This window comes from Pseudoalteromonas sp. QJM3NY_12 (assembly GCF_056173165.1).
Genome location: NZ_CM149661.1, coordinates 949896 through 963953, shown reverse-complemented (window position 1 = coordinate 963953; position 14058 = coordinate 949896). Strand labels below are relative to the sequence as shown.

The 14058-nt window shown below is 39.9% G+C and carries 15 protein-coding genes; all 15 read right to left on the bottom strand.

From position 1 onward, the window contains the following. Position 1: 1 nt before the first annotated feature. Positions 2 to 865: a flagellar motor stator protein MotA gene (gene motA / locus AC0VZ5_RS04500; RefSeq protein WP_138607572.1), complete on the bottom strand. Its 864-nt coding sequence runs from the start codon at positions 863 to 865 to the stop codon at positions 2 to 4. A gap of 17 nt (positions 866 to 882) precedes the next feature. After that, positions 883 to 1605, bottom strand: a complete 723-nt coding sequence (locus tag AC0VZ5_RS04495; protein WP_178955428.1) for a FliA/WhiG family RNA polymerase sigma factor — start codon at positions 1603 to 1605, stop codon at positions 883 to 885. A gap of 9 nt (positions 1606 to 1614) precedes the next feature. Continuing rightward, entirely contained in the window at positions 1615 to 2046 is a 432-nt protein-coding gene (locus AC0VZ5_RS04490) for a flagellar basal body-associated FliL family protein (RefSeq protein WP_138607568.1), read from the bottom strand. Positions 2047 to 2071: 25 nt separating this feature from the next. Beyond that, positions 2072 to 3361: a flagellar hook-length control protein FliK gene (locus tag AC0VZ5_RS04485; protein WP_290168875.1), complete on the bottom strand. Its 1290-nt coding sequence runs from the start codon at positions 3359 to 3361 to the stop codon at positions 2072 to 2074. Beyond that, positions 3358 to 3693, bottom strand: coding sequence for a hypothetical protein (locus tag AC0VZ5_RS04480; protein ID WP_178955424.1), 336 nt, complete (start codon positions 3691 to 3693; stop codon positions 3358 to 3360). Before AC0VZ5_RS04480 ends, AC0VZ5_RS04485 begins: the two co-directional genes overlap by 4 nt. Positions 3694 to 3918: 225 nt before the next feature. After that, a complete protein-coding gene (gene fliS, locus AC0VZ5_RS04475; protein ID WP_138607562.1) occupies positions 3919 to 4305 on the bottom strand; it encodes a flagellar export chaperone FliS in 387 nt (128 codons plus the stop codon). Positions 4306 to 4311: 6 nt separating this feature from the next. Continuing rightward, positions 4312 to 5610, bottom strand: coding sequence for a flagellar filament capping protein FliD (gene fliD / locus AC0VZ5_RS04470; RefSeq protein ID WP_138607560.1), 1299 nt, complete (start codon positions 5608 to 5610; stop codon positions 4312 to 4314). Between the two features lie 123 nt (positions 5611 to 5733). Next, positions 5734 to 6660 carry a flagellin N-terminal helical domain-containing protein gene (locus tag AC0VZ5_RS04465; RefSeq protein ID WP_178955420.1) on the bottom strand — a complete coding sequence of 309 codons (927 nt, stop codon included), beginning with the start codon at positions 6658 to 6660 and terminating at the stop codon, positions 5734 to 5736. 292 nt (positions 6661 to 6952) lie between these two features. Then, positions 6953 to 7801 (bottom strand): flagellin N-terminal helical domain-containing protein, encoded by an 849-nt coding sequence (locus AC0VZ5_RS04460; protein WP_178955418.1) that lies wholly within the window; start codon positions 7799 to 7801, stop codon positions 6953 to 6955. 291 nt (positions 7802 to 8092) lie between these two features. Next, entirely contained in the window at positions 8093 to 9010 is a 918-nt protein-coding gene (locus tag AC0VZ5_RS04455) for a flagellin N-terminal helical domain-containing protein (protein ID WP_138605563.1), read from the bottom strand. 175 nt (positions 9011 to 9185) lie between these two features. Then, entirely contained in the window at positions 9186 to 10211 is a 1026-nt protein-coding gene (locus AC0VZ5_RS04450; RefSeq protein ID WP_138605565.1) for a flagellin, read from the bottom strand. A gap of 27 nt (positions 10212 to 10238) precedes the next feature. Beyond that, positions 10239 to 11135, bottom strand: a complete 897-nt coding sequence (gene flgL, locus AC0VZ5_RS04445) for a flagellar hook-associated protein FlgL (RefSeq protein WP_138605567.1) — start codon at positions 11133 to 11135, stop codon at positions 10239 to 10241. A gap of 11 nt (positions 11136 to 11146) precedes the next feature. Then, positions 11147 to 12454, bottom strand: coding sequence for a flagellar hook-associated protein FlgK (gene flgK / locus AC0VZ5_RS04440; protein WP_464709591.1), 1308 nt, complete (start codon positions 12452 to 12454; stop codon positions 11147 to 11149). A 6-nt stretch (positions 12455 to 12460) separates the two neighbouring features. After that, on the bottom strand, positions 12461 to 12922 hold the full coding sequence (locus AC0VZ5_RS04435) for a rod-binding protein (protein WP_055011657.1): 462 nt from the start codon (positions 12920 to 12922) through the stop codon (positions 12461 to 12463). Between the two features lie 11 nt (positions 12923 to 12933). After that, on the bottom strand, positions 12934 to 14043 hold the full coding sequence (locus AC0VZ5_RS04430) for a flagellar basal body P-ring protein FlgI (protein WP_138605573.1): 1110 nt from the start codon (positions 14041 to 14043) through the stop codon (positions 12934 to 12936). Between the last annotated feature and the right edge of the window lie 15 nt (positions 14044 to 14058).

Sequence of the window (14058 nt, the reverse complement as noted above, 5' to 3'; positions counted from 1 at the left end):
ATTAAGCCGCCTTATTATTGATCCACTCTTCCATAGTGGTGAAGGTCGGTTTAATTTCTTCATTAATTAATTTTCGGCCTGAATCAGTCGCCACAATAGGCACATGCCCTTTAGCATGCGCCACTAACATGGCACGCACACACTCAAACATCGCTACTTGTTTTTTCACATACTGCTCCATCGCTGAGGCAAGCGGTGCAATTAAACAGTAACAAGCAAAAATACCAATAAAAGTACCCACCAACGCCGCAGCTACATGGTAGCCAATTTCACTCAAAGGTCCATCAAGGTGCTGCATAGTAATAATAATGCCGCCAACCGCTGCTAAAATACCAAAACCAGGCATAGCTTCAGCAATATTAGCCAATGAATGAGAAGGCTTTAGGCGCTGCTCTTCAATGGTGTAAATCTCTTGCTCTAACATGGCATCAAAATCATGCGAGTTAATTTTTCCCATACTAAATAAACGCAAGTTATCGCAAATAAAAGTTACTAGCTGAGGGAACTCATACACTTTAGGGTAGGCAAGAAAAATAGAACTAGTTTCTGGGTTTTCAACATGCTCATCCAATCCCTTTATACCTTTCACTCTGGCTAAATCTAATAAAGAGTAAATAACCAGTAACAAGTCATGGTAAAGCTCAGACGTATCGGTTCCTTTACCACTAATAAATTGATACTTTAATTGCGATAACATTTCTGTCAGTACATATTTTGAATTACCCACAATTAGCGCCCCTAAGCCTGCGCCAAAAATAATTAAAAACTCGTATGGCTGCCACATAGTGGCGATGTTGCCGCCCGCAAACGCAAAACCACCTAATACTGTTGCAAGTACTACTATTAAACCTATAACTCTTTGCATTCTTTATTCCTTAGGTATTAGATTTTTTGAAGCGTTTGTGTGAGCGCTTCAAGTGCTTGTTTATGAAGTTGGCAAACACGTGCCTCGGTTAAATCGAGCGTTAATGCTATTTCTTTCATATTCATTTCGTGCATGTAATATAATTGTAAGAGCAGCTTTTCTCGGGTATTTAGTTTGCTCATCGCCACTTTGAGGGTGGCTGCTGTCTCTTCTTTTTCGTGTGTATGTGCACAGGTAAGTGCTAAGTTAGGATTAGCCTCCAATAGCGCTTCAAGGCTATCAAATGCTTCAGCTTGCTCACTGTAATGCAGCTGAATAAGCTCTTTATGGCTAATCCCTAACGCCTCACACATTTCGGTGTCTGTTGCATCACGACCAAGCTTTTTTTGCAATGAACGGCTCATATCACGAAGCTGATGAGACTGCTGCCGCAACTGGCGAGGGCGCCAATCGACACGCCTAAATTCATCTAACATAGCACCACGAATACGCTTAAACGCAAATGCAGCAAATTTCTCATCTAAATCCCGGCCATAGCGACGAATAGACGAAAGCAGCGCAATAATGCCTATTTGGTAAATATCATCACTATCGACAATAATGCCCACTTGAGTGCGCATGTGTGCAGCCGCCCGATTAACCAAGTAAGCGTACTGCGATAATAGTTGCGTCTCTTTTTGTGGTGTAAAGGTGACTGGTGGTTCTGTTATTAACTCACCCCACTCTTCTTGCAGCATCATAGCGATGACCTATTGAATGAAGACGTTCGTAACGAGTACGTTATCTAATCGAACTGAAACCGCATTTGCTAAAACCACATTAAACTGCTCGAGTAAATCTTTTTGAATTGCATCGATATCTTTAAAAGCTTCTTTTACTTGGCTGTGGCTCATATTAGCAAACTGTTTTACGAGTACATTTCTCACTAGCGGCTCCATCGCTTCTGTCCCTGTATTGAAAATAGACGGCGAAGTTACAAGTACTAAGTCGAGCACTAAATAACGCGCAACTGACCCTTCTGATACGCTTATAATGAAGCGCTCCATTTGATGATATTCAACCTTTGTTATATCGGCTTGCGGGCCTTCTTCTGATGAGTCACTGCCGTTAAAAAACTGTCCCGCAAAAAATGCAGACGCAATAAGTACAATTACAGTTAGGGCTATTATTATTTTTTTCACTTTTATCTCTCTTAATCCAAGGTAGTTATACTAATAAATCTAACGAGTCTGATTGCAGCTTAGATGCGCGAGTGTTGCTGTCATCATCCATTGAAGGCATCTCAGTGTGATTACTTGCAATGTCGTCATTGTCATTTTGGTGATGAGATTGCTGCTGTTTATCACTCAAATTAACATCAACTGTGGTATTTGAATTTTGCGACAAAGACTGGCGTAACTGCTCTAAAGTTTGCGCGATGGCATCTCTTACCTGCGTATTACTCGTAATTAAACTGACTGAAGTTTTATCCCCTTCGATATTGATAGATATTTCAATACTACCGAGGTTAGGAGGGTCTAATCTAATTTGCGCCCGCTGTAGCTGCTGCCCTATTTGCAATTTTACCTTATCGCCAAGTACATGTAATAAGCGCTGCCCCCATTCACTGGGTGCCTCTTTTAATTTCTCTTTTTGCCACTCAAAGGTTTCTGGTGCGGTGGCGGCAGATGAGAAAGCACTCACTAATGCTGATTTTTGACTGCTACCTTCACGGCTTTCAGCATTAAATATTTTCGATTGCGGATTTTGTGACAGCGCAGCAAGCTCGAGTTTACTGAGCCCAATACTCGGTTGTGTGGATATTTGCTCACTGGTTAAGCTACTTGACTGCGCTTGTCCATAAGTGTTCGACATTACTGATGGTTGATTTAATCGGTTCAAAAGCGCTTGTGAATACAATGTTTGTGGTGTTTTGGCTAAATCGAGTGTGTTTAATTCTTTATTAACGAGTGTATCCGCTGGCGCTACGTTTATAGCTGCAGCAGGCACAGTTAAAGCATCACTATGCACAGTCGTATTTTGTGCGAGCGCAGTTTTAGCGGGCTCTTGAGCTACAATGCTGACTTCGTGCTGAGTCTCTAAAGTCTTACTCTTTAACTGCTTATCAATAACAAGCTGTACTGGTAGTGTTTCCACTACTACAGTGTCGCTATCAACTACAAGGTTATTATTTTGGTTAAGTATAGTCATAACAGGCGCGTTTTTTTTATTGTTATCGAGGTTATAATTAGCGGTGCTAAAAAAATATGGATTTATTATTTCATCCATTTCTTCAGTGACTTCTTCTTGCGCTAGCTGTTCTGAGCTCTCGCGAGGTTGCTCAACATGCAAATCTTGCTGTTTTGCTTGCTGCTGCTTTGAAGAAAGCGAAAATGGCACAAGCTCGTTCTGTTGTTCTTGCGCATCTGCTGGTGAGCTGCTTTTTAATATGCTTTGCTTATTAGCAACACTGCCAAAGTCAGCCTTTGACACCATTGTACTTGTTTGAATACTCATAACGACTGTCCTTGTTGTACTTTTTTATAAGCCATTAAGCCCTCTTTATCCTCTTGATGGCGCTGCATTTGTACTTTAATGGCCGCTTGCTTTTGGCCCACAAGGTCAATTAAGTCAACATAACGTGCTTTTAAGTTATTTTGTTCAGCTACCATTGAACTAAACCAAGGCATGCTTTGTAACTGTGTGTAAAGTGCAAGTAACTGCTTATCGGCTGCTTTAACTTGATACCAATTACTCTCATGGATAGCATTTTCCATAGCACTAAGTAATTGTTCCATTTTTTGCGCTGCGTATTTTTGAGAGTGTTCCATTGGCAATACTAAATTCATTATAAGTTCACATTTCATTTAGCAAAAAACAAGCCAATATTAAGCTTTTGTTTTTTAACGTTAAATTAAATAAAAGCAGCAAAAAGCGGAAGCGGAACTTCCCCCTAGGAAGGAAGCGATTTGTTGTTAATTGGCAGTAGGATGGTTACTTAGGTAGTAGGATGGTTAAAAAGCAGCTGAATTTAAAATAAAAAAGCCAGCTATGGGTAGCTGGCTTTTAAACGTTTACTGTGTGCCTAAGCCTTGCCACCCTTCTTGCAAGTTGGTCATCACTACACGGGTGGAGTCAATATAGCTCAAGTCATTCTTCATACTGGCTTGTAATAATGCTTGCCCACAATGCTGATAAAGGTTTTGCATGTTTTGCGCTACCTCACCGCCCTTTTCAAGATCCAATGAGGCCTCAAGCCCGCCTAAAATACGCATCAGCTTTTCAATACTTTCTGCTTTTTTATCGTATCTTTTTTGTTTTATGTGGCCAGTGACTTTTTCAAGCTCATCTGAAAAACCATCAAATAACATCAAAACTAATTTATGAATATCGGCACTGGCCGCTTTTGCATCTACTGATGTACTTTTATAGGCTGAAAAGCCATCATTTAAATCTAACATCTATGTTTAGCTCCCAAATTGACCCATTGTAGATTCTAATTGCGCAATAGTCTGTTGCATTTGTGTAAACTGCGACAAGTAACGTTGATACACTTGCTCCATAGACACTTCATGGTTTTTTTGCTGCCTAACAATAATATCCAAGCTTGATTGTAATGTATCTTTTTTATCGCTCATTAAGCCATAGCTTTTTGTGTATGGCTCTACTCGTTCTTCTAATTTAGCCATTAACCCATCTTCACCTGTTAACATTCTAGTTAATTTTTCAGGATCATTGGTCATTGCTGCTTCTAAACGTTCGCTATTAATTTTTAAGCTACCGTTACGATCAAACTCAATTCCAACAGAATAGAGCGTCTTTCCCTCAAAGGTGCCTTGAAAGTCGTTTCGCATTGAGCGAGCAAGCCCACTTGCTAAGCTATCGCGCTTTAAATTATCGTTAGAAGTAATGCCATTGACTAAACTATTAAACTTATCTACAAAACCCTGAATATTAGACTTACTTGCTTCCTGATCTTGTGCAACCCCAACACGAATCGGTGTATCCCCAATATTTTGCGCCTTTGTCAATGTTAATGTTACTCCATCAATAACATCCTCAAGCGTGTTCGTTGTAGAGGTAATCGTTAAAGCTGAACTTGCACCAAGCTTAATAATTGAGTCTTGGCCATTAGTTAGCTCTGTTTGGTTAGCTATAGCATTTGTTATATCTGTACCATTAGCATCTAAGCCAGGCATATAATTTAACGATATCTGATTTGCAACACCTGAATCTTCACTCGTCATGACTAAAAATGTTTCACTACCAGAGCGCATTAATGTTGCTTTTACACCACTATTATCTGCATGGCTATTAATGGCATTGGCTAAATCACTGAGTTTAGCATCTGCGTCTAAAGTAGATAAATCAACCGAAAAGGACTCTCCAGCTAAATCAATATTTAATTCGCCATCAGTGCTCAATGCTTTTGTAGGATCGAAACTGAGTGCAACTTGATGCGCTTGTGCTAGCTGCTCAACAAAAATATCATAATTTCCGCTAGCAGCATCACCATTTGCGACTACATTCAATGTTGTTTCATCACTAACGGCAGTACTGTTAGTAAACAAACTCGTTTCTGATTTTAAACTCGCTTTTAAATCACTGTGAAAGCTAGTTATACTGCTTTTTAGCCCATCTAACGCTTTTATTTTGTTAGTGAAATCAGCATTTTTAGTATTTAAAAGCTGATCTTTTGAAGCTCGCTCAATTTGCGTATATTGACTAGCTAGTTGACCAGGATTAATCCCTAATGCAGCACTCATATTATTCTCCAGGCATTTTAGTTATAAGCAAAAAAATCTAGGTTAAACATTTTTACTTATGACTATAAACAATAATAGCTACATCTTAGATGTAGCTATGCATACTTAATTGATCTATCACTATTAACGAAGTAGTGAACCAATCATTTGTGTTGTGCTGTTAGCAGTACTCAATACAGAAATACCTGAGTTCATAAGTAACTGTTGCTTAGTCATGTTAGACGTTTCTGCCGCAAAATCAGCATCCATCAGTGTAGACGCTGCCGCTTGAGTATTTTCTTTCATGTTGGTTACGTTATTCATAGTATGGTCAAGACGATTCATTGACGCACCTAGTGCTGAACGTGCTGTGCCGATATTTTCAACAAGTGTATCCACTTCAGCCATAGCTAACAGGGCATTTGCCTGAGTATCAAGTACACCTAGAGCCGTCTGATCTGCAGCAGCAGTACCAACAGATGCATGTAAACTTGCAATTTCTGTTGCAATACCGACACTTAACGTTTCAGCAGTTGACGAGCCCACTTGAAAAGTTACGCCTGCTGCGGCTTCAAATTTCCCTGTATCAGCGGCAATAACCTCTGCGGTAACACGTTTATCGGCTGCTGTACCATCATTTGCAGTAGCAGCGATTGCGAATAAAGCAGTCCCACCAAAGCTGGTGTTTTGCATAATACTCGCAAGCTCATCACCTAGTGCTACATATTCCGAATTCATAGCTGTAAATTCATCCGCACCATTTGTACCATTGGCAGCTTGTGTTGCTAGCTCTTTCATGCGGTAGGCAATGTTAGTCATTTCATCAAACGCGCCTTCCGCTGTTTGCATCATCGACATTGCATTATTTGAGTTATAAAGCGCTGCTTCTTGGCCACGTACTTGTGCGTTTAAGCGTGATGCGATTTGCAGACCCGCTGCGTCATCTTTTGCAGAGTTAATTTTAAAACCAGACCCTAAACGCTCAAGCGCTGTTGATAAATCGTTGTTGCTACGACCAAGCTGGTTTTGAATTGACATTGAAGCCATATTTGATTGAATTGATAAAGCCATGCTTAATTTCCTTTATGTTTTAAACCTATTTACACACAAAGTATAAATAGAAGTGACTAATCATTAAGAGCGACCATGCCTAAAAAAAACTAAACTTTATTTTGATTTTATTTATTAATACAGCCGAAATAATTACATAGCTACCAAACTAGATGCAGCTTTAAAAAAAGGCTGAGTAACCTTTTTTATTTTTATCCGAGCTCTATCTAAACAAAAACAGCCGCATCAAAGATGCAGCTGTTTTGGTATTTTTTAATCGATTACTCGGTTTATGTAACCTATCGTTAAGCTATTAACGAAGAAGTGAACCAATCATTTGTGTTGTGCTGTTAGCAGTACTAAGTACAGAAATACCTGAGTTCATAAGCAACTGTTGCTTAGTCATATTAGATGTTTCAGCAGCAAAATCAGCATCCATCAGTGTAGAAGCCGCTGCTTGGGTGTTTTCTTTCATGTTGGTTACGTTGTTCATAGTATGTTCAAGGCGGTTCATTGATGCACCTAGTGCTGAGCGCGCAGTACCAATATTTTTAATAAAAGTATCAATACCAGTAATTGCTGCTGATGAATTCGTCGCATCATCTAGGTCACCGATGGTGCCTGCAGTAGCAACACTTGTGTTAATATCCTGTACTGCTGTACTAACATCAACTGAAAGTGTTTCAGCTGTTGATGAACCTACTTGGAACGATACAGCGCCAACATCAAATTTACCTGCAGTAGCATCTAGTAATTTAGTACCACCAAAGCTAGTGTTGTCCATAATACTTTTAAGCTCAGCTTCTAAAGCAACAAACTCAGACTTCATTGCTGTGTACTCATCCGCACCATTTGTACCATTGGCACCTTGGGTCGCTAACTCTTTCATGCGGTAAGCAATGTTAGTCATTTCATCAAACGCACCTTCCGCTGTTTGCAGCATAGACATTGCATTATTTGAATTATAAAGCGCTGCTTCTTGGCCGCGTACTTGTGCGTTTAAGCGTGATGCGATTTGTAGACCCGCTGCGTCATCTTTTGCAGAGTTAATTTTAAAACCAGACCCTAAACGCTCAAGCGCTGTTGATAAATCGTTGTTGCTACGACCAAGCTGGTTTTGAATTGACATTGAAGCCATATTTGATTGAATTGATAAAGCCATGCTTAATTTCCTTTATGTTTTAAACCTATTTACACACAAAGTATAAATAGAAGTGACTAATCATTAAGAGCGACCACATTAAGAAAAAACTAAACTTTATTTTGATTTTATTTATTAATACAGCCGAAATAATTACATAGCTACCAAACTAGATGCAGCTTTTAAAAAGGCTGAGTAACCTTTTTTATTTTTATCCGAGCTCTGTCTAAACAAAAACAGCCGCATAAAAGATGCAGCTGTTTTGGTATTTTTTAATCGATTACTCGGTTTATGTAACCTATCGTTAAGCTATTAACGAAGAAGTGAACCAATCATTTGTGTTGTGCTGTTAGCAGTACTAAGTACAGAAATACCTGAGTTCATAAGCAACTGTTGCTTAGTCATATTAGATGTTTCAGCAGCAAAATCAGCATCCATCAGTGTAGACGCTGCCGCTTGAGTATTTTCTTTCATGTTCGTTACGTTATTCATGGTATGGTCAAGACGATTCATTGATGCACCTAGGGCTGAGCGGGCCGTGCCAATTGAATCAACTAACGTATCAACAAAATCAAGCTGAGCCTTTGCATCTGCTTGGTTATCAATACGACCATTACCTGATGGCGTAGCTCCTGTTGAGGCCCTAGCCGCCAACTGATTAATAGTTCCTTGAACTGATTTATCTGTAGCCGTACCATCAACATACAAAGTAGCACCGATATCAACTGACAATGTTTCTGCTGTACTTGAACCTACTTGAAACGTAACTGCTGTAGCAAATTTACCTTTATCTGCTGCCAATGCTGCGTCTGCATTAAATAATGCTGTTCCACCAAATGACGTATTATCCATAATACTATTTAATTCAGCAGTCAAAGCAACATACTCAGAACTTATCGCTGTATATTCATCATCACCATTTGTACCATTGGCAGCCTGTGTTGCTAGCTCTTTCATGCGGTAAGCAATGTTAGTCATTTCATCAAACGCGCCTTCCGCTGTTTGCATCATCGACATGGCATTGTTTGAATTATAAAGTGCTGCTTCTTGGCCGCGTACTTGTGCGTTTAAGCGTGATGCGATTTGCAGACCCGCTGCGTCATCTTTTGCAGAGTTAATTTTAAAACCAGAACCTAAACGCTCAAGCGCTGTTGATAAATCGTTGTTGCTGCGACCAAGCTGGTTTTGAATTGACATTGAAGCCATATTCGATTGAATTGATAGAGCCATGTTTAGTTTCCTCTTTGAAGTTGTAGTTAAAGTAATTAGTGGAGCTAAATCACTTTCTAATAACTAAGAGCGACCAATTATGAGAAAAGATAAACATTTTTCTAATTATTAAAGTTAGCCCTTAAATTACAGGCGATAATGAAAAAGATGACGTTAAATTTAAATTAACTGACCGTTAATTTAGTGAGTATTGCACCATGTTACGAGTTATGTTTGCTTGTGACATAATTGCAGCCACACTATTTACCCCTGGGCTTTGCATGTGCTGTTTAACCCCTAAACTTACAGCAAGCAATTCATCTGTATTGGCTAAGGTACGAGCAGCATCGAGTTGATCTAGCTGGCTTTGCAACTGTTGCTTTTGTGCCTGAATTTTTATTAAGTTGGCCTTTAAATGGCGCTGTGCACTTTGAATTTGTTCGCGGTGCTGTGCAATACTGGCATTTTTGTCTGCTACTTTAGCAAGTTCATTCAGTGGATTATCTAAATCATTAAGCTGCAACGAAATCGGGTTACCCGCCGCAACACGTACACCTTGACCACTCATCACCCAAGGTTCTAAAAGTGGAGCCGCATTATCTTTTTGCGCACTAAAAAGCAGGCGGTTTTCACGGTTGAGCTCAACGTTTATATGATGTGGTGCAAACGCATTTTGAATAGCAGTTAAATTGGTTTTTTCGTCTTGATAGGCAGGTAGTTTTAAACTTAATGATTTACCCGAACGCCCCATTACTAACTGGATATTTTCTTCATGTGGACGCGCGCTAAGCAGGTCTATATTGGCATTAAGCTGTTTGCTAATAGCACGATTTGGGTCGGTTATTTTTAGTTGAGAATCAAGCCCTGAGCCTTTTTTACTTGCGACATTTTGTAATGACGCTATTTGAACTTTAATCTTTTGTTGTTGCATAGGTTGTGGCTGAGAGTTAGCTGCCTGAGTGTTTAATTGTTGTGCTAACTTTTCAAGTCCCATATACAAATTTCGTATTGTGCTTTCACTTTGCTCGGCTCTAGCCAAGGCTTGACTAAGCGCCCCACGCTGTGCCCAATCAGTCAGTACTTTAACTTGCTCCTCTCTGGCAACAATTTTGTTTTTCCACAAATTGTTAGCAGAATCTTTTGTTGATGTAACGAGTGCATCCGATTTATTGGTATTAACCAAGTCAATTGCTTGTGCCTTTTCGCTACTTTTAACCAGCATAGTTAGTTCCTGAAAATATTATAATTTTTAAATGTATGAAAACAATGAAAGTTTGCTTACTGTTGAGTAAACCTGCATCGATGACTCATACGCCGCCATTGACTCTTTCATCGAGATAAACGCTTCAGGGTAATCTACAGCACTTAAATCATCCTGTAAATTCACCGTAAACGTAGTGATATCTTGATTACTGGTAGTAATAGAATCAAGCGACGCCATAGTAGAACCAATTGTAGTCACTTGGCTACTAATAGTACCTAAAAAGTCTGCTAATTTATCTATCATCACCCGTGATTGATTGCCAACGCCACCTGCCGGTGGATTATTTACATCAACAAGATAGTCTTGCATGGCATTTAAAAAGCCGGCACCTGGGTCTAAATCATCACCCACAATATTATTTTTTACACTTGAGTCATCAGATACAGCAACTTCTCTGACAATATCGTCACCGGTATAAACGTAATTACCCGTGGCATCGATTTGAAATGGTTGTTCATCGGTTTTACTGCCTGAAAAATAATACTTTCCGTCGCTATCTGTTGCATTAAGTAAATCAACAATCGCTGGAAAAGCCACACTCATTTCTTGGCCAAGCGCTTTAATTTCTGCCTCACCCATCGAATCATCAGCTGCGGTAGTAAGTAAACTCTGTAAGGAATATATTTGGTTAACAATACCAGTCAATTGTACTTCTTGTTGACCTAGTGAAAAGTTAACTGCGTCCATATTGGTTTTGTATTGCTCTAGCGATTTAATTTCTGAACCTAAATTCATAATCATCACAGTGCCAAGTGGATCGTCAGACGGCTTAAGAATACGCTTATTGGTTGCTAATTGAGTCGACTTTTCGTTAAAATTTTCAGTATTAATTTGGATGTTTTTTATTGAATTTAAATGAAGCTGATGACTACTTACTCGCATAACATTGCCCCCTAAAACATTTGCAGTAAAGATTTAAACATTTGATCGGCGGTGCTGATCACTTTGGCATTGGCACTATACATTTGCTGAAAATGCATTAAGCTTGCCGCCTCTTCATCAAGGTTTACACCACTAAAGCTATCACGCGCTGCGATGGCATTTTCACTTAAACTCGTAGCGGTAGAGATACTACTTAAATTTTGCTTACTAGTAATTGCCAGTTCACCCACTAATAACGTAAATTTATCGCCTTTTCCTGCCATTGAGGTAACGATATTAGCAATGTTTGAGTTATCACCAGGCCCGGAAGTACTACTGTCTTTAAAACCAAGCTTATCGGAAGTGATAACAGGGTTTATCTCGATCGTCCCTAATGGGTTTAGTGGGTTGTAAGTAAACAATGCTTCACCAGGGTCGTTATTTAAATCAAAACCACTTTGTAATGCACCGTTAATATCATCAGCAAGGTCGGAAACTAAGCTATTTAAGGTTGCAAGAGTTGGTTTTATTACATCATTATCAACGCTTATTAAGCCACCAAATTGACCACCAACGTTTTTATCAAGAGTAAATTTCTGGCCAATAAATTCACTTGTAACTGTTGTGCCACTGACCGAGATTGATGCAGCTTTACTGCCTACTACTAACGGGGCACCACTTGAGGTACTAATATCAATAAAGCCATTATCTCGTTCAACAATAGATACACCAATATGCCCTGATAACTGGTTTACTAAGCGCTCGCGATTGTCTTTTTGCTCTGCGGTTGATTGATTATTCGCTGTTGCTACCCCAATACTGCTGTTGATTTCGGCTATCTGTTTCGTAATCGATGACACACTTAGTGCCACATTGCTCATTTGCGCATTGAGTTTAGTTTCTTGGCCAGCCAGTGCGCCATTAATCTGCGCAAAATCTTGCATAAGCCCTTCAACTGAGGACAAAAACTGCTGTCTAAAAGCCTGTGAGTCTGGCTTGGTCGTCGCTGCATTTAATGCATTGGTTAGGCTTGCAAGGGAGTTATTTAAGTTTAACGAGTCGGTACCAATTATTTGCTCAATAAAGCCTAGGTATGACTGTTTGTTTTCATAAAAATTGGTATCGGAATTAGTACGCCAAATATCGTCATTTAAAAAGGCGTCAACAACCCGATCAACCGATGCCACCTCAACCCCACCTAAATATACATTAGAGGTTTTAAATTGAGCTTGCTGACGCGAGTAACCTTCAACGGCTGCATTCGCCACATTTTGCCCTGACACAGTCAGCGCAATATTAGCCGCATTGAGACCGCTTAACGCGTTATTTAACATAGACATAATTAACTACCTAATCGTATTAGCATTCAATGGCTGAACAAATGCCGACCCCGCATAAATATCATAGCTTTGGGTTGGCTCAACGCTTTCAGCACCTTTATGTTGATCATTAGCGACCAAGCTTTGGCTATTCTTAAATGTATTTTCTATGGGGGCAATTTTCTCATCAAACTGCTTAACAATCGCTTCGGCTAGACCCAGTTGATGAGTTGACGCTAAATGCTGCGCGGTTTGAGCATTATGCATATCTCTAAATTGCGCTTGCTCGTTACTATTAAAAAAACCATTGTCACCGGCCATAGTTTTGGTGGTGCTATCCATACTTTTTAATACCAGCTGTAAAAAAATAGCTTCAAACTGCTCTGCTGCCTGTTTAACGCCGGCCTCACTGTTGCCAGTAATGTTTTCAAGATGGGTCGGGTCAATCGCTAATGATTGAGATAATTGGGTTGATGACTCTATTTTCATGGCTATTTCCTTTAAATAACTAATAGCTCGGCTTCTAGAGCCCCAGCATTATCAAGTGCAATTAATATCGACATAAGCTCGGCTGGCGTTGCGCCAAGTGCATTTACCGCTTTTACAATTTCATCTAATGAGGTGCCTTCAGGCCACAACAGCATATTTTTTTGTTGTTGATCTACCGTGATATCACTTGATTGCGTGGTCGTAGTTTGACCATTTGAAAACGGCCCTGGTTGCGACACTTGCTCTTGTTCACTTATGGTAATGGTTAAATTGCCATGGTTAACCGCAGCCTGATTAACTCGCACTGTATTGTTCATTACGACAGTACCGGTGCGACTATTAAATACAATTTTAGGACGCTCAGAGCCTTGCTCTACCGTAATATCTTGTAGCATCGACATAAACGTGTTGCGACTATTGGCATCAATTGGCGCACTAACCACTAAACGCGCCCAGTTTTCAGCAATAGCTACATCAGGCCCAAATACTTTATTAATAGCACGCACAACATTGCGGGCAGTTTGATAATTTGGATCTTTTAAATTAAGAATCACATCGCTTTGACTTTCATATATAGCCGTAACACTGCGTTCAATAATAGCGCCATTAGGAATAAGCCCCGAAGTAGGCACATTAACAGTCACCGAGGAGCCACTTTTACCGCTAGCATTAATGCCGCCCACCACTAAATTACCTTGTGCTAGCGCATACACTTTGCCATCAACCCCTTTTAAAGGGGTCAACATTAAGCTGCCACCATGTAAGCTTTTTGCATCGCCTAATGAGTTCACAGTTACATCAATGGCTTGACCTGGGCTTCCCATGGGCGGCAACGTAGCATGGACAGCAACAGCCGCTATATTTTTTGATTTTGGTAATCGCTCTTCATCTACAGAGACACCAAATTGCTTTAGCATATTACTTAGCGATTGGCCGGCAAATTTCACTTGGGCTTTATCACCCGACCCCGGCAAACCCACTACTAAACCGTAACCCACCAGTTGGTTTTCTCGCACACCTAGCACATCAACAATATCTAATAATGGACGTGCTTTGGCGGTCACAGTTGCAGGCGCTAACAGGCTAAAAAAGCACACTAGCATTAATAGTAAATATTTCATTAAAACCTCAGTAAT